General features: G+C 63.0%; 15 protein-coding genes. 6 read left to right on the forward strand and 9 right to left on the reverse strand.

What is annotated here, in order from left to right; all coding sequences use genetic code 11:
- Positions 1 to 310: 310 nt before the first annotated feature.
- The 4 genes from galT to HD842_RS01080 are packed head-to-tail and all read left to right on the forward strand — an operon-like array spanning position 311 to position 5415.
- Complete coding sequence (gene galT / locus HD842_RS01065) at positions 311 to 1405, forward strand: galactose-1-phosphate uridylyltransferase (RefSeq protein WP_183549818.1); 1095 nt, start codon at positions 311 to 313, stop codon at positions 1403 to 1405.
- Complete coding sequence (locus HD842_RS01070; protein ID WP_183549820.1) at positions 1402 to 2505, forward strand: M24 family metallopeptidase; 1104 nt, start codon at positions 1402 to 1404, stop codon at positions 2503 to 2505. The genes galT and HD842_RS01070 overlap by 4 nt, the downstream gene beginning before the upstream one ends.
- On the forward strand, positions 2502 to 3617 hold the full coding sequence (galK, locus tag HD842_RS01075) for a galactokinase (protein WP_183549822.1): 1116 nt from the start codon (positions 2502 to 2504) through the stop codon (positions 3615 to 3617). The genes HD842_RS01070 and galK overlap by 4 nt, the downstream gene beginning before the upstream one ends.
- On the forward strand, positions 3604 to 5415 hold the full coding sequence (locus tag HD842_RS01080) for a glycoside hydrolase family 2 protein (RefSeq protein WP_183549823.1): 1812 nt from the start codon (positions 3604 to 3606) through the stop codon (positions 5413 to 5415). The genes galK and HD842_RS01080 overlap by 14 nt, the downstream gene beginning before the upstream one ends.
- Positions 5416 to 5666: 251 nt before the next feature.
- On the opposite strand, the gene HD842_RS01085 is transcribed toward HD842_RS01080, so the two are convergent.
- Together HD842_RS01085 and HD842_RS01090 are read right to left on the reverse strand one after the other, a co-directional pair.
- The gene (locus tag HD842_RS01085) at positions 5667 to 6266 is read right to left on the reverse strand and encodes a hypothetical protein (protein WP_183549825.1); all 600 of its coding nucleotides are present in this window, start codon (positions 6264 to 6266) and stop codon (positions 5667 to 5669) included.
- A gap of 25 nt (positions 6267 to 6291) precedes the next feature.
- Positions 6292 to 6717, reverse strand: a complete 426-nt coding sequence (locus HD842_RS01090) for a hypothetical protein (protein WP_183549827.1) — start codon at positions 6715 to 6717, stop codon at positions 6292 to 6294.
- Positions 6718 to 6972: 255 nt separating this feature from the next.
- Here HD842_RS01090 and HD842_RS01095 point away from each other — a divergent pair, with 255 nt between their 5' ends.
- Entirely contained in the window at positions 6973 to 8424 is a 1452-nt protein-coding gene (locus HD842_RS01095) for a serine hydrolase domain-containing protein (protein WP_183549829.1), read from the forward strand.
- A gap of 436 nt (positions 8425 to 8860) precedes the next feature.
- On the opposite strand, the gene HD842_RS01100 is transcribed toward HD842_RS01095, so the two are convergent.
- From HD842_RS01100 to HD842_RS01125, 6 genes are all read right to left on the reverse strand, one after another.
- Positions 8861 to 9286, reverse strand: a complete 426-nt coding sequence (locus HD842_RS01100; protein ID WP_183549831.1) for a VanZ family protein — start codon at positions 9284 to 9286, stop codon at positions 8861 to 8863.
- 117 nt (positions 9287 to 9403) lie between these two features.
- Positions 9404 to 9784, reverse strand: coding sequence for a hypothetical protein (locus HD842_RS01105; RefSeq protein ID WP_229424540.1), 381 nt, complete (start codon positions 9782 to 9784; stop codon positions 9404 to 9406).
- Positions 9785 to 10278: 494 nt separating this feature from the next.
- A complete protein-coding gene (locus HD842_RS01110) occupies positions 10279 to 11046 on the reverse strand; it encodes an SDR family NAD(P)-dependent oxidoreductase (RefSeq protein WP_183549832.1) in 768 nt (255 codons plus the stop codon).
- Between the two features lie 44 nt (positions 11047 to 11090).
- The gene (locus HD842_RS01115) at positions 11091 to 11603 is read right to left on the reverse strand and encodes a TPM domain-containing protein (RefSeq protein ID WP_183549834.1); all 513 of its coding nucleotides are present in this window, start codon (positions 11601 to 11603) and stop codon (positions 11091 to 11093) included.
- Positions 11603 to 12421, reverse strand: coding sequence for a TPM domain-containing protein (locus tag HD842_RS01120; RefSeq protein WP_183549836.1), 819 nt, complete (start codon positions 12419 to 12421; stop codon positions 11603 to 11605). The genes HD842_RS01115 and HD842_RS01120 overlap by 1 nt, the downstream gene beginning before the upstream one ends.
- A gap of 8 nt (positions 12422 to 12429) precedes the next feature.
- The gene (locus HD842_RS01125) at positions 12430 to 13041 is read right to left on the reverse strand and encodes a LemA family protein (RefSeq protein ID WP_183549838.1); all 612 of its coding nucleotides are present in this window, start codon (positions 13039 to 13041) and stop codon (positions 12430 to 12432) included.
- 149 nt (positions 13042 to 13190) lie between these two features.
- On the opposite strand from HD842_RS01125, the gene pyrF reads away from it, so the two are divergent.
- On the forward strand, positions 13191 to 14018 hold the full coding sequence (gene pyrF / locus HD842_RS01130) for an orotidine-5'-phosphate decarboxylase (RefSeq protein ID WP_183549840.1): 828 nt from the start codon (positions 13191 to 13193) through the stop codon (positions 14016 to 14018).
- Positions 14019 to 14153: 135 nt separating this feature from the next.
- On the opposite strand, the gene sbcB is transcribed toward pyrF, so the two are convergent.
- On the reverse strand, positions 14154 to 15602 hold the full coding sequence (sbcB, locus tag HD842_RS01135; RefSeq protein WP_183549843.1) for an exodeoxyribonuclease I: 1449 nt from the start codon (positions 15600 to 15602) through the stop codon (positions 14154 to 14156).
- Positions 15603 to 15709 lie beyond the last annotated feature (107 nt).

The following is a 15709-nucleotide window of genomic DNA, read 5'->3' on the forward strand; positions in this document are numbered from 1 at the left end:
GGGCTGCTTCTTGCCAGGTAGTGTAAAAACTTCTAATTTTTGCGTAGGCGCCGGACTACAATATCCTTGCCGTGGAGTGCCCGGAAGGGCGCTCTCCCTTGTGAATCATCGTTGTATGCCAAGGGCGGTATCGTCTTGATACAGCCACAGTATTGTCGCCTGGAAAAGTACGAAGTTCCGGGCAGAAAATGTGGCAAATACAGCATGATAGGATCGGCTTGGAGCCAAGCTCCTGCAGCCGCGAGCGCACCAATGCGTCGATGTTGGCGTGCGCGTTCGCGCCGGATGTGACCGAACCTTATTGATTGCCATGCACAGTAAAGAACTCAAAAAACCGGACGGACGCAACCTTACCCTCTACAGCAACCGGCCCATCCCCGATGGCCTCGTTGCACCCAGCCCGTTTCCAGATCCCCAGCACGCCAACCCGCACCTGCGCTGGCATCCGCTGCGCGGCGAGTGGGTGACCTATGCCGCGTTCCGCCAGAACCGCACCTATCAGCCGCCGCCCCAGTACAACCCGCTGGCGCCGACGATCGATCCTGCCAATCCCACCGAGATGCCGGCTGGCGACTACGAGATCGCGGTGTTCGACAACCGCTTCCCGTCGCTGGCGCTCGAGTCCCACGATCCGCCATCGGTGACGGTGCAGACCGCGCCGGCCAATGGCCAGTGCGAAGTGGTCGTGTTCACGCAGGATCCGAATACGGCGCTGGCCCACTTGCCGCTGTCGCGCATCGCGCTTTTGCTGCAGGTGTGGGGCGATCGCACCACGCGCGTGGGCAGCCTCCCGCACATCCAGTACGTGCTGCCGTTCGAGAACCGCGGCGCCGAAGTGGGCGTGACGCTGCACCATCCGCACGGCCAGATCTATTCGTACCCGTTCGTGCCGTCGGTCCCGGCGCGCATGCTCGCGCAAGAGCGCGATTACTATCAGCAGCACGGCACGAGCATGCTGTGCGACATGGCGCGCGACGAAGCGGCCGATGGCAAACGCGTGCTGTACCAAGACGATTTCGCGATTGCCTTCGTGCCGGCCTGCGCCCGCTATCCGTACGAGGTATGGGTGATGCCGACCGCGCCATGCAAGGATTTCGCGGCGCTCACGCCGCCTCAGCGCGATTCGCTGGCGCGCGCGCTCAAGACCGTGCTGCTCAAGTACGAGACGCTGTGGAACCGGCCGTTCCCGTATCTGATGGCGTGGTATCAGGCGCCGACCGACGGCGCCGAGCATCCCGAGACGCAGCTGCACGCCCAGTTCTATCCGCCGTACCGCACGCGCGACCGCCTGAAATACCTGGCCGGCACCGAGCTGGCCGCCGGCATGTTCGCGATGGACGTGCTGCCCGAGACCACGGCCTACGAATTGCAGCAGGTCGAGATCGATCTGGAGGAGGGCGCATGACGGACATCGATATGCGCGCCCAGGAGGTCGCCGACAAACTCGCGCTGCTGCGCGCCACCCTTGCCACCAGCGGCGCCGGCGCCGTGCGCCTGCGCGGCACCGACTGGTTCGCGTGGATCACGGCTGGCGGCTCGAGCGCCGTGCTGCACACCACCGACACCGGCATTGCCGAAGTGCTGGTCACAGCGGGCGACGCCTGCGTGCTGACCGACCAGATCGAAGGCGAGCGCCTGCGCCTCGAAGAAGTGCCGGCCGGGTTCAGCTTTCATATCGAACCGTGGGCCGAGCCCGAGCTGCGCGAGCATTTCGTGCTGGCCGCGGCCGAGGGCCGGCCGGTGCTGTCGGACCGTCCGCAGGCCGACGAACTGCCATTGCCGCTGCCCCTGCGGCAGCGCAAGCTGGTGCTGGGCGACGCCGAGCAGGCGCGCTACCGCCTGCTGGGGCGCGAAGCGGCCGAAGCGATGACCGACGTGCTGCACCGCGCCCGGCCCGACTGGACCGAGCAGCAGCTGGCCGGCGCCGGCGCGGACGCGCTGTGGCGCCGCGGCATCCATCCGGCGCTGGTGCTGGTGGCCGGTGCGCGGCGCTTGCCGCTGTTTCGCCATGCGACGCCGTCGCACGAGCCGATCGGCGAGCGCGCCATGCTGGTCTTCTGCGCGCGCCGCCACGGCCTGTATGCCAACCTGACGCGCTTCGTGAGCTTTGGCGGTACAGGTTCGGCGCCAACTGCCCAGCGCGCGCTGATGGCGCTCGAGGCCACCGGCCTGGCGGCCGTGGTGCCGGGCAAATCGCTGTCGTCGGTGTATCACGCGCTGGCCCAGGCCTATCACCACGCCGATGTCGAGGATGCGATCCGCGAGCACCACCAGGGCGGCATCACCGGCTACCTGGCGCGCGAGATCGTGGCCACCCCAAGCACGGCCACGCAGCTCGAACAGGGCATGGCATTTGCGTTCAATCCAAGTTATAACGGTATGAAGATCGAAGATACATTCCTGCTCGGCCCCGACGGACTCGAAAACCTGACCTTCGACCCGGCCTGGCCGTCGGTGGATATCCAAGGCCGTCAGCGGCCGCTCTGGCTGGAGGTGGACGCATGACCATCACGACCGATACCTTCTTTGGCGGCGCCCCCGAGGTGAACGCTTCGGCCCCGGGGCGCGTGAACCTGCTGGGTGAACACACCGACTACAACGACGGCTTCATGCTGCCGGTGGCCACGCCCCAGCGCACGCTGGTGGCCATGAGCCGCAGCGGCGACGACCATTTCCATTTTTACTCGCCCAACTTCGACGCGACCGTCACGTTCGCGAAGGACAGCAGCGCGCCGCAAGGCTTCGGCAGCTATATCGAGGGCTGCATCCGCCTCGTGCAGGCCGAGGGCATCGAGGTGCCGCCGCTGCGCGTGTATGTCGAGACCGATCTGCCGGTGGGTTCGGGCCTGTCGTCGTCGGCTGCGCTCGAAGTGGCCACGCTGCGCGCCATGCGCGCGCTGCTGGGGTTCGAGCTCGATGACGTCAAGCTGGCGCGCATTGCCCAGCGCGCCGAGATTGAATACGCGCACGTGAACTGCGGAATCATGGACCAGATGGCGTCGAGCCTGGCCGATGAAACCAATATGCTGTTCATCGACGCGCGCACGCTCGAACATCATTTGTCGGCACTGCCGCCGGACACCGAACTGATCGTGATCGATTCGGGCGTGGCGCGCACGCTGGCCGCCAGCAAGTACAACGAACGCCGCGCCGAATGCGAAGAAGCCTCGCGCATCCTGGGTGTGACGGCGCTGCGCGACGTGGTTGACCCGGCATCGGTGGAGACGCTGCCGTCGCCGCTGCGCGAACGGGCCCGCCACGTGGTGCAGGAAAACCTGCGCGTGCTCGAAGCGGCCAAGGGCGTTGACGCCGAGCGCTTCGGCGAACTGATGAACGCATCGCATGCGAGCCTGCGTGACGATTACGAAGTCTCGATCCGCGCGCTCGACGTTCTGTGCGACGCGCTGCGCGCTGCACCAGGCGTACTGGGCGCGCGCCTGACCGGCGCCGGCTTCGGCGGCGCCTGCGTCGCCCTGTGCCGCAAGGGGCAGGCGCAAGAAGCAGCCGCCACCGCGCTGGCGGCGTATCACGACCATCATGGACCAGGCAATGACGTCCAGGGACGCATCCTGATTCCGGTGCCAACTGACAGAAAGGACAAGAATGAATCAGTTTGAATATCCGCGTCCACAACTGGTGCGCGACCAGTGGCAGAACCTGAACGGCACATGGCAGTTCTGCTTCGATGACGAAGGGCATTACACGCTGCCGTCGGACGTGAAGGAATGGACGCACGAGATCACCGTGCCGTTTGCACCGGAAACCGCGATGAGCGGCATCGAGGACACGGGCTTTCATCGCTTCGTCTGGTACCAGCGCGAATTCGAGGTCATGCCCATGGACGGGCGCACGATCATGCACTTCGGCGCGGTCGACTACAGCGCGCGCGTCTGGGTCAATGGCCAGCTGGTCGTCGAGCACGAGGGTGGCCACACGCCGTTCTCGGCCGATATTTCCGGCACCCTGAACGCGGATGGCAAGCAGGTCGTGACGGTCTGGGTCGAAGACGATCCGGCCGACCTGGCCAAACCGCGTGGCAAGCAGGACTGGCTGCTCGACGCGCACTCGATCTGGTACCCGCGCACGACGGGCATCTGGCAAACGGTCTGGATCGAGCAGGTCTCGCAGACGTATATCCAGAAGCTGCGCTGGACGCCCGTGTTCGAAACCTACGAAATCGGCTGCGAAGTGTTCGCCACCGGCGATATCCAGGAAGAGCTGTTCGTCGAAGTCAAGATCTGGCACGGCGACCAGTTGCTGGCCGACGATTACTACAAGCTGCTGGGTGGTGAGGCGAACCGCAAGATCGCGCTGTCCGATCCGGGCATCGACGATTCGCGCAATGAAATCCTGTGGAGCCCGGAACGCCCGACCTTGCTCGATGCCGAAGTGACCCTGCGCGCAGGCGACGTGGTGCTCGACCGCATCCGCTCGTACACGGCACTGCGCTCGGTGTCGATCAACCGCGACCGCTTCATGCTCAATGGCCGCCCGTACCAGCTGCGCCTGGTGCTGGACCAGGGCTACTGGCCGGAATCGTTCATGACGGCCCCGTCCGACGCCCACCTGAAGCGCGACGTCGAGCTGGCCAAGCTAATGGGCTTCAACGGCGTGCGCAAGCACCAGAAGATCGAGGATCCGCGCTTTTTGTACTGGGCTGACAAGCTGGGCCTGATGGTATGGGAAGAAATGCCATCGGCCTACCGGTTCAGCCCGCGCGCCATTACGCGCATGGTCAAGGAATGGACCGAGGCAATCGAGCGCGATTACAGCCACCCGTGCATCATCGTCTGGGTGGCCTTCAACGAGTCGTGGGGGGTGCCGAACCTGACGCTCACGCAAGCGCATCGCAATGCCGTCGAGGCCCTGTATCACCTGACACGCACGCTCGACTCGACCCGCCCCGTGATCGGCAACGATGGCTGGGAAGCATCGGCCACCGATATCCTGGGCATTCACGACTACGACAGCGACCCCGAGAAAGTGCTGGCGCGCTACGCCGTCACCGACCCGGTGCGCACGCTGTTCGATCAGCGCCGCCCGGGTGGCCGCATCCTGACGCTCGATGGCTTCCCGCATCGCGGCCAGCCGATCGTGCTGACGGAATTCGGCGGCATCGCCTACGATCCAAAGCAGACGCCCAATCCCGACGAAACCACATGGGGCTACAGCCGCGCGCACACGGCGGAAAGCTATCTGAAGCAGTATCGGCGCCTGCTGCAGGTGGTCAACGAGACGTTCATGTTCAGTGGTTTCTGCTACACGCAGTTCACGGACACGTTCCAGGAAGCCAATGGCTTGCTGAACGCCGATCGCTCGCCGAAACTGCCGCTGGATGTGATCAGCGCCGCCACGCGCAATATTCCGCTGTTCCAGCGTGCGCTGGAAGAGGGCAAGGATACTGGCACGCCGTAACGGCTAACGCAGGGCAGGGCAGGGCCGGTGGGGTCTGCCTGCTGCGGCAGTCAGGTATGCGGTAAGCAAAAGGCCACATGTCGCGTCAGCGCATGTGGCCCTTTTTTTCAGTGGTGCCGATGGCTTTGTCAGGCTGCGGTAAACCTTATCATTTTCCGAAATAGACGCGACGCGAGAGCGGTGATGTCGGACGGCGCCCACCTGATTTTGCTGCCAGGTGCGACGACTTTTCGCTGAATCGCTGCGACCAGCTACTTGCAATCGTCGTGTATGCGCCATGTTCTGCTCTGCGGCACGTACGTCAGAAACGGCATTTGTTCCGCGTTTTCGGGCGTGATGTCCGCAGACAGTTCTAAAGCCCCCGCCAAGTTCTCGACGAATGACAGCACTTCATCATGCGCCTGTGGGCCAGCAATTTCCTCGGGCGAGATGTCGAGTTCTAACTGTTGGGCAATGAAGAAGTGGCAGCAAATTTCAACCGGACCGTCCAGCAAAATCGACAACCCATGTAATCCTTCACGATTTCCCAGAGCGCTGTGCGATCCTGGGAATGGTGCAGCCGCGCCGTCAAAGATGTACGAGCATTTGTATCGACTGAGCAGTTGGTCGAAGCGATCCCAGTGAACGGCTTCAGTGCCCTGGACGTAGATGTCTCGAAGCGATCCATCACGTTCCCACAGTCCTGCTACCTCGTAGAAGTTTGGTCTCATGCTGGGCCTTTCAAGATGACTGCTTCTAGCCGAACCCGGCCATTCAAGCCAGCATAGCAGGTGGCCAAGTTGAAAATCCAACGGTGGCTGCGGCAGGCCGGAATCGACCCGAAGCAGACCATGACCGCTCTTCTCGACCAAGTTGATACGAATGCCTTGTCTTCATTTACTTCGGCTGTTGCGCTTCTTCGGATCTTGCTGCAGCGATAAATTCCGTTTTCTCACTAGCCGGTATTCCGGGAAGGGAAACGTAGGCTCGAACTTGCACTCCAAGCCGTCCCTCATGTTTCTCAGCAGTGATTGTGCAACCGCTGTGCAATCCATCACTATTGGTTGCCTTTTCATTTTCCCACATGATCAGGTCATCTGAAGCGGCCGTTGATGAGGTTGTACTCTGCCGTTCTTGAACCTCGTCTGTCACAAATGCGCGCCGTCGGTAATCAGGTAGGAAAGATATATACAGTTTTCCCTCACGTGCCTCGACTCGCTTAATCCAGCAAGAATAATTTTCCGTAGCCTGAGCAGTTGATTGCAATTGGACCGACAGAAATACTATCAGAGCCAAAAACATTACTTCTTTATTGGTTTTCATAATAATTATTTATTGGTTTAAAGGTCCGCTTTTGGCCGAATCCGGCCGGTCGAGCCAGCATAGCAGGTTGGCAAGTTGAAAATCCAGTGGTAGCCGCCACAGGCCGGTACCGACCCATTGCGTTCATTCATGTCATGCGCTAGCCACGCCAGATTCACCTCAATATGCCGTCTTCATAGATTCCATTCGCCGCTTGTGCTGCTATTTGCACCTCTCCATAATGTTCGCTGTTCACACAAACCACATAGAGAGCCGATGTCCGCTGAATATCCCGCCGCTTCCCGTTTCCTTCTGCTCGTCGCCGTGCTTGCGACGCTGTCCTCCTCCCAGGCCCACGCCGACGATGACGCCGCCATTGCCCGCATCGAGGCGGGCCTGCGCCCGTCGGTCGCGCTGTCCAACACACCTGTCAAGACCGAGACGCTGCAGGACGCGATGGCGCGCCTTAACGTACCGGGAGTGAGCGTAGCTGTGATCAAGGCCGGCAAAGTAGCCTGGTCACGCGGCTATGGCGTGGCATGGGTTGGCGGGCCAGCTATCACGCCCCGGACACTGTTCCAAGCAGCCTCGGTCAGCAAGCCGGTCGCCGCCATGGCGGCGCTGCGCATGGCCGAACAGGGCCAGCTCGACCTCGACGGCGACATCAACACCGCTCTCACGAGCTGGAAGCTACCGGAAGGTAAAGGCAAGCCGAGCGTGCGCCAGCTGCTGTCGCATACTGGCGGTACGACAGTATCGGGCTTCCCTGGTTATGCGGCGGACAAGTCGGTGCCGACGCTGGTGCAGGTGCTGGATGGCGCCTGGGGTGCCAATTCGAAGGCGATCAGGGTCGATACGGCGCCTGGATCGGCAATGCGCTATTCCGGTGGCGGCTACACGGTACTGCAGCAGGCGATGATCGACCGCAGCGGCAAGCCCTTCGACGTGCTGCTGCGGGAATCGGTCCTGAAGCCGCTGGGCATGAACGACAGCAGCTTCTCGCAGCCGCTGCCAGCGGCTTTGCAGGCTCAGGCCGCCCGCGCCCATCATCAAGACGGCAAGCCCTACCCTGGTGGTGCCCACACCTATCCCGAGCTGGCGGCGGCCGGCCTGTGGACCACGCCGGAAGACCTGGCCAAGTTCGTGATCGCGATCCAGCAAGGTGCAGCGGGCAGCGACAACGGCGTGATTTCGGCGGCCATGACGCGCACCATGCTCACCCCGGTGATGGGCGACTATGCGCTGGGTCTGCAGATTGGCGATGGCGGCAAGGTCTTTGAACACAACGGCAGCAATATGGGCTTTCGGGCCGTAATGGTCGGCTCGACCGACAGCGGCGATGGCGCGGTGATTTTGACCAATGGCGACGAGGGACTCAAACTGGCGGCGGGCCTGTTGCGCGCCATCGCGCATGAGTATAAGTGGGCAAGCCACCAGACCCGGTTCCGCACAGCGGTCAAGCTGCCGACTGAAACGGCCAGGTCGCTGACCGGCCATTACAAGCTCGATGGACTGCCCGACTTCCACATCGCCGAGCGCGACGGCCAGCTAATGATCGCTCCCCGTCCGGGCCAGTGGGAGCCGCTGTATGCGGAATCTGACAAGCTGCTTTTCATCCTGTCGCGCGATCTCGAGATATTGCCGACTGATGCCAATAGCGGCTTTAACGTGCTGGGCACCTCGAAGCGCTCGTACAAGCGCGCAAGCAGCTGGAGCCTGTTTCAATAGGCGGAGTTGTTCCTGGCGCGCATATGACAAAGTCTGCCTGGATCAACGACGGACCCGGGTGCCATACCTCTTGATCAGCCTGCGCGCCACAGCCTTTCAACGGAGGTCCGAACACGCCGGCAATTCGACCTCTGCTGGATTCACGATCTTTGATCCGTACCGGTGACAGAATTTCACGAGGATCGCGCCGGACCCAGGGGAAACGGCTCGAGTAGCTCGTCGTTCGACCTTTTACGCATCAACTTTGCTGAGGGAATGACTTGATCAGCGTTTCCCTGGACGGCTCAGACTTGTCTCGCCGTCCGCTTCTGGTCGAAAGCGAAAGTTCGTCGTGGCCGGTGTAACTCAGCGGGAAGCGATGGATGTCGCTACTTCACGCCCGGTAGTCGCAGTAATCTCCAAAACATTGCATCTATGTCGGAAAATCACAGCACTGTCAGCCCGGCCGCGCGGGGTTGCGGCCGGCCGCCTGCGGCATCGGGATGCGCGCAAGTAGTGCGCCCAGCGCCGTTGCTGCGACGGTCGCGGCGCTGACATCGACCAGCCAGTCGCGCACCGTGCCTGATCGGTACGGCAGGAAGTGCTGCACCCCCTCGTCGAAGGCGCCCATCAGCGCAATGGCCAGCACCGCCTTGAGCGCACGTTGCAGCGTGCTGCCGGTGCTGCCCAGGAACCAGAGCGTCGCGAGGCCGGCGTAGGCCAGGCTGTGCAGCACGATGCCGGACGCGTATTCACCCACCTCAGCGCGCGCACCGGGCACGGAGCCGGCGATCACGATGCAGGTAAAAATGAGCAGTGCCGCAGCGTGCATGGCACGGCGGTGACGGGGTTCGGCGTACAGCAGGGGAGACAGGGCAGGCATGGGGACGTGGTGACAGTACAGTAACGGTGACGGGGCAAACGTCAACGTTACCATGCCGGGCGCACCTTGTGTGCCCGCTGTCGCCGCCCGTGCGTTAGCTGCCCACCGCGACGTGCGTCAAATCGTCAGTGCCGGAGCGCCGTCGGCGTAATGGGCGTCGAAACAGCTGGCACAGTCGGCGCAGAACAGGTGGGCCACGCGCACGCTTGCCTGTCGCAACACGAGTTTCAGGTGTGCTCGCCGGCACTTGGGACACACTTCGCGGACGCTGCCGAACGTGAGCAGATTGAGGGGAACGCTGTCGCGATCGATATCGTCGACCACGGCGCGCGGATTGAGTTCGCTGAGAACGAGGTCGCTTGAATCCTGATGGCGACGGCAACTGTCTGGCGAAAGCGATGTTTCTGGTACACGTAAACTCATCGGACAATCTCCCGTGGTCGTTTCGTTGTACGCGGTCACCACCCAGCTAGACAAGGTGGGACGTCGCAGCTTCATGATAGCCCTATTGAAGACGGCTTCAAGCACATAGACAATTTTTTCTGGCCCAAGTTGCGACAATGCCGAAAAAAATGCCCGCGCGGGGCGGGCAGAACCCGAGAACGGGCCAAGAGTGCGGAAACCGGGTTGGTGTGCAGCGCACCGGGCGCTCCACACCTGCTGGCACCACGCATATCGGTTACGTGTGTGTCAGGTGCGTTCGAGTATAGGCAGGGATTGTGACGGGTCAGTGACCGTCGTCAAGGTTCGGACGGAACAGCAGGAAATGTGATGACAGAATTGGGCTTATGACAATACGGCCTCAAATGACGTGCGCCGCGCAAACCGTCCAGGCAAAAAAAAGCCCGCTGGGCGGGCTTGAAACTATTTTCTTGGAGGAGAATAGTGGAGACAGGTGTAACTATAGGGATTCGGCGATCCAGCGTCCAATTGCGTTTTCGGATACCAGACATGTGATCCGTCAATATCTCTCGAAAAAGACCAGCGACGTGTCAATCACGCACTGGCACCGTGTAGTTCAGCGCCATGCGGCCACCGTCGGCGTACAGGGTCTGGCCGGTCATGTACGAGGCATCGTCACTGGCCAGGAAGGCGGCGATCGACGCGACTTCTTCCGGTTCGCCGCAGCGGCCCAGCGGCGTGCGCGACAGGATCGTGTGACGCGCTTCCGGACTGCCCAGCACTGCCTTCTTTGCCAGCTCAGTCAGGATCGTCCCAGGGCCGATGGCGTTCACACGAATGTCGTACTGGGCTAGGGCGATGGCCGCCACGCGCGTGAGCTGGTTGACGCCGCCTTTTGAAATCACGTACGGCACCTGGTTCGGGATCGTCAGCTCGGCGTTCACACTCGACATATTGATGATGCAGCCGCCTTCGCCGCGCGCCACCATGTCGCGCGCCGCCCCCTGGCTGCACAAGAACATCGATTTCAGGTTGATGCGCAGCACACGGTCGAAATCATCCTCGTGCAGGTCGAGGAACTCGGCGGCGTGGGTCACGCCGGCATTGTTGATCAGGATATCGATGCGGCCGAATGCAGCCAGCGTGGCCGCGATCATCGCATCGACCTCGACCTTGATGCCAACGTCGGCGCGGTAGGCGCGGGCTGCGTCGCCCAGGCTGGCTGCGGCTTGCTCGACCTCGGGCCGGATATCGACGAGCATGACGCGCGCGCCTTCGCGCACGAGGCGCTCGGCGCAGGCCAGGCCGATGCCCTGGCTGGCCCCGGTGACGATGGCGATCTTCTGGTGTAGTTTCATGGCGGGCTTTCGACGCTGTGGCAAAAGCCGCCATTCTACTGCTGCTAGAGCATGATGGGCTGGTCGGGCAACTCGTTGGCCCGCTCGCCGCCCGCCGGGAAGTGCTGGTGCAGCAGGTCGTTGACCTGCGCCACCGCCGCCAGCGTGGCGTCATGGAAGTGCCCGTTCTTGAAGCCTGCAGTCATCGTGCGGCACACCGCCTGCCAAGTGGCGGCGTCGATCTTGCGGTCGATGCCACGGTCGGCCACGATGTCGATCTTGTGCTCGGCCATGTTCACGTAGATCAGCACGCCGCAATTGTCTTCGGTGTCCCAGATCCCATGATCGGCGAACAGCGCAAGCGCGCGCTGGCGGTTGGTGACGTCGTACCAGGCGTCCTCGAAGGGCAGGGCCCTTTCGACGATGAGGCGCACTTCGCCGCGGTGCGTGCGCTCACCTGCATCGATCGCCTGGGCAATGGCCCTCAGTGTCGTTTCAGGAAACGCGCGCCGTGCCTCGGCCCCGCTGCTGGTGGCATGGCGCCACGTGCGTGCTATTTTGTGTGTGATCGATCCCATTACCAGTCTCCCGAGGCGCCGCCGCCATCAAAGCTGCCGCCACCACCTGAAAAACCACCGCCACCACCACTACTACCACGAGAGCTACGGCCGCCGCCGCTAAGTATGCCGCCGATAATGGCACCCACTATGAACTCGCCAGGTGAGTTGCCCGACGCTTTGTAGCGGAGCCGTGTGATGGTAATGCCCACGATTATCATCAACACGAGCCCGGCAGCCAAGCTGCCGAGCATGCCGTAGAACATATATTCGCTTGCCTTATCCGACTTTTTCTGCTCGGCTGTCCGCTCAGGCGGCGGGAAGGCTTCCTCGTTCAGCAGCGTGGCAATCGCGCCCACGCCTGCCACCAGGCCTTCATAGAAATGTTGTTCCCTGAAATGTGGCGCAATTACGTCCTGCAGGATACGCTTGGATTTGGCGTCGGTGAGCACACCCTGTACACCACGCCCGGCCTCGATCCGCAGGCGGCGTAGCGCCGACGGGTTGCCGGGCGCGACGACGAGCAGCACGCCGTCGTCGACACCCTTGCGGCCCAGTTGCCAGGCATCGGTGACGCGGATGCTATAGGCCTCGATGGCTTCCGGTTCGGTCGACTTGACCAGCAGCACGGCGATCTGGCTGCCCGTCTTGGCCTCGTAGTCGGCCAGCACGGCTTCCAGGCGATCGCGCTGCGCGGCGTCGAGCATGCCGACCTGATCGGTTACGCGCGCCTTGAGTTCCGGTACCTCCTTGAGCTGAGCGTGGGCCGGCGCCACGCCGGCGAACAGGGTCGCCAGTGCGAGCAGGAGCGTGGAGAAAAAGCGCAGGAAGGGCGTCATCGCCGGCCTTACTTGCCGAAGTTGACCGCTGGTGCAGTCGAGATCGCCTTTTCATTCTCCACCGTGAACGATGGCTTGGTCTCGTAGCCGAATACCATGGCGGTCAGGTTCTTCGGGAACTGGCGCACCGTCACGTTGTAATCCTGGACCGAAGCAATATAACGCTGGCGAGCCACCGTGATGCGGTTCTCGGTGCCTTCGAGCTGCGAGGCCAGGTCACGGAAGCTGGTGTCGGCTTTCAGGTCCGGGTATTTTTCGGACACCACCATCAGGCGCGACAGCGCGCTCGACAGTTCACCCTGCACCTGCTGGAATTTCTGGAACGCTTCCGGGTTGTTCAGCACTTCCGGGGTGATCTGGAAGCTGGTGGCCGAAGCGCGGGCGCGCGTCACGGCTTCGAGCGTTTCACGCTCGTGCGAGGCATAGCCCTTGACGGTGTTGACCAGATTCGGGATCAGGTCGGCGCGGCGCTGGTACTGGTTGACCACTTCGCTCCAGGCGGCCTTGGTCGCTTCATCCTTGGTCTGGAAATCGTTGTAGCCGCAGCCCGAAAGCAGGACGCCGGCGAGAATGGCGCTGCCGAGCAGGCGGGTCCAGCGGGAGATAAAGGTCGTAGTCATGGCAGTCAAGGTCCGTGCAAGTTGTCGAATAGTCAAAATATACCTCAAACCCGTGCCAATTGGTGTTCCCGTAGCCCAAGGCCGGGCAGGGCGGCGGCGGCGGGTACAATAATGGGTTTGCAATTATTCGGATACCAAAGGGGCTCGAGGTGACTTTCATTCAAAAACTAGCGGCTGCATGGACCCGCAACGATTCGCTGCTGTGTGTCGGGCTCGACCCGGACCTGGCGCGCTTCCCGGCGCACCTGGCCGGCCAGCCGGATGCGATCGTGCAGTTCTGCAAGGCGATCATCGATGCCACCGCCGACCTGGCCTGCGCCTTCAAGCCGCAGATCGCCTATTTCGCCGCGCTCGGCGCTGAAGACCAGCTCGAGGACATCTGCACCTATCTGCGCGAGACGTATCCACACATCCCGCTGGTGCTCGACGCCAAGCGCGGCGACATCGGCGCTACCGCGCACCAGTACGCGCGCGAAGCGTTCGACCGCTACGGCGCCGATGCGGTGACCGTCAATCCGTACATGGGCTTCGATTCGGTAGAACCGTACATGGCCTGGCCGGACCGCGGCGTGATCGTGCTGTGCCGCACGTCGAACGCGGGCGGCTCCGACCTGCAATTCCTGGATGTGGGCGGCCGCCCGCTGTACCAGCACGTGGCGCAACTGGTGGCCGACAAGTGGAACCGCAATGGTCAGTGCGCGCTGGTGGTGGGCGCGACGTTCCCGGAAGAGATCGCGCAGGTGCGGGCACTGGTGGGCGACATGCCGCTGTTGATTCCCGGCGTGGGCGCCCAGGGTGGCGATGTCGAGGCGACCGTCAAGGCCGGCCGTACGGCGGGCGGCGCTGGCATGATGATCAATTCGTCGCGTGCGATTTTGTATGCGACGCCGCAGGATGGCGAAGACTTCGCGCAGGCAGCGCGGCGCGCGGCGACGGAAACGCGCGACGCGATCAATGCGGCGCGTGACGCGGCATGATGAAACAATCGCGCCGTTTGGCGTGATGACGGTAGGGTGGACGGGTTCCCCGTCCACGCGTTCAACGCACCGCAATGCGCCACGAATCGGAGTTGGTTTGAACGCGTGGACGGCCAGCCGCCCACCCTACGACTGTCAGTGCAGTTCGGGCGCGATCATCTCGGCATAGTCATACAGCGCGCCGAGAATCGCCTCGGCCCGCTCATCGGCCGTCTCCGACAACGCATCGATCTCCTGGAACAATTGATCGATCGTTCTGGCCCCGCCGGCGCCCTCGAACAGGCGCGCTGCGCGGTGCGCTTCCCAGGTCTGCATTTCTTCTTCCGACAGCGTCTCGGGGAAGTTGCGCGCGCGGTAGCGCAGCAGCAGTTCGTTGAGGCGCTCGTCCTCGAAGCTGACCCGCTTGCCGGTCAGGGCCGCGGGCTTTTGCATGCGGATCGATTCCAGCTGGCGCCGGTCTTCCTTGCTGACGAAGCCGCCATACAGATCCTCATCCACATCGACCGGCGTGCCGGATGCCGGCTTTTGCAGCACCTGCGCCCAGATGGCGCGCAGGTCGGGGCCGGCAGCGGCCAGCGCGGCGTGCGCGCGGCCCTGGTCGAGATCGATATCCCAGCGCGTGGCCAGTTCGGGCTGCAGCGTCTTGAGATTGGCCACCAGCATCGGCGACTTGTTCAGGTGCACGCTCTTGATCGGCAGGCGCGTGACGCCTTCCGGCAAGTCGTCAGTGCGCGTGAACATGCGCGTGCGGATCGTCTCGGCATCGAGGGTGAACAGTTCGGACGGATCGTAGCGGCAATCCCAGACCAGGATTTCGTTCTTGTTGGTCGGGTGCTGCGCCAATGGATAAACGAGGGCCAGGCACCCGTGCTCGACCGGGAACATGCCGGACACGTGCAGGAACGGCTGGCGCGCTTCAGGGGCCTGGTGCAGGCCGATCTCGGCGGCGACGCGGTCCTTGCGGCGCAGCTCCAGGCAAAAGTCGAACAGGCGCGGCTGCTTGCTGCGGATCAGGCGCGCCAGCGCGATGGTCGCGCGCACGTCCGACAGCGCATCGTGCGCGGCCTCGTGTGCCAGGCCGTTGGCAGCGCTCAGGTGTTCCAGCTTGAAGCTCGGCTTGCCATCGTCGCGGGTGGGCCACACGATGCCGTCAGGGCGCAGCGCATGCACCATGCGCACGACGTCGAGCAAGTCCCAGCGGCCGCAGTTGTGCTGCCACTCGCGCGCGTACGGATCGATCAGGTTGCGCCAGAACAGATAGCGCGTGACTTCGTCGTCGAAGCGGATCGTGTTGTAGCCGACGCCGATCGTGTCGGGCTGGCTGAACGCGGCTTCGATCTGGCGCGCGAACTCGTGCTCGGGCACGCCGTGTTCGAGGCAGTGCTGCGGCAGGATGCCAGTGATCAGGCACGATTCGGGATCGGGCAGAAAATCATTGGCTGGCTGGCAGTACAGCATGATCGGTTCGCCGATCTCGTTGAGTTCAGCATCGGTGCGGATCGCGGCGAACTGGGCCGGGCGGTCGCGGCGCGGGGTCGCGCCAAAGGTTTCGTAGTCGTGCCAGAGGAAGGTATGCGGGCTCATGTCTTGTTGTTGTCTTGGCTGCAATCACAGCGTCGGCGACATGGTGGCACAGATGCGCCGTCCCGTCACGGCCCGGTGTCATGGTCCGTGCGGGACGGCATTGGGCG

Source organism: Massilia aurea (genome assembly GCF_014200505.1).
Taxonomy (GTDB): Bacteria; Pseudomonadota; Gammaproteobacteria; order Burkholderiales; family Burkholderiaceae_D; genus Telluria; species Telluria aurea_B.

Excerpts from the sequence above, each read along its gene's own strand:
- galT (WP_183549818.1), top strand. The coding sequence starts at position 311 with ATGCACAGTAAAGAACTCAAAAAACCGGACGGACGCAACCTTACCCTC.
- HD842_RS01070 (WP_183549820.1), top strand. The coding sequence starts at position 1,402 with ATGACGGACATCGATATGCGCGCCCAGGAGGTCGCCGACAAACTCGCG.
- galK (WP_183549822.1), top strand. The coding sequence starts at position 2,502 with ATGACCATCACGACCGATACCTTCTTTGGCGGCGCCCCCGAGGTGAAC.
- HD842_RS01080 (WP_183549823.1), top strand. The coding sequence starts at position 3,604 with ATGAATCAGTTTGAATATCCGCGTCCACAACTGGTGCGCGACCAGTGG.
- HD842_RS01090 (WP_183549827.1), bottom strand. The coding sequence starts at position 6,717 with ATGAAAACCAATAAAGAAGTAATGTTTTTGGCTCTGATAGTATTTCTG.
- HD842_RS01095 (WP_183549829.1), top strand. The coding sequence starts at position 6,973 with ATGTCCGCTGAATATCCCGCCGCTTCCCGTTTCCTTCTGCTCGTCGCC.
- HD842_RS01100 (WP_183549831.1), bottom strand. The coding sequence starts at position 9,286 with ATGCCTGCCCTGTCTCCCCTGCTGTACGCCGAACCCCGTCACCGCCGT.
- HD842_RS01105 (WP_229424540.1), bottom strand. The coding sequence starts at position 9,784 with ATGAAGCTGCGACGTCCCACCTTGTCTAGCTGGGTGGTGACCGCGTAC.
- HD842_RS01110 (WP_183549832.1), bottom strand. The coding sequence starts at position 11,046 with ATGAAACTACACCAGAAGATCGCCATCGTCACCGGGGCCAGCCAGGGC.
- HD842_RS01115 (WP_183549834.1), bottom strand. The coding sequence starts at position 11,603 with ATGGGATCGATCACACACAAAATAGCACGCACGTGGCGCCATGCCACC.
- HD842_RS01120 (WP_183549836.1), bottom strand. The coding sequence starts at position 12,421 with ATGACGCCCTTCCTGCGCTTTTTCTCCACGCTCCTGCTCGCACTGGCG.
- HD842_RS01125 (WP_183549838.1), bottom strand. The coding sequence starts at position 13,041 with ATGACTACGACCTTTATCTCCCGCTGGACCCGCCTGCTCGGCAGCGCC.
- sbcB (WP_183549843.1), bottom strand. The coding sequence starts at position 15,602 with ATGAGCCCGCATACCTTCCTCTGGCACGACTACGAAACCTTTGGCGCG.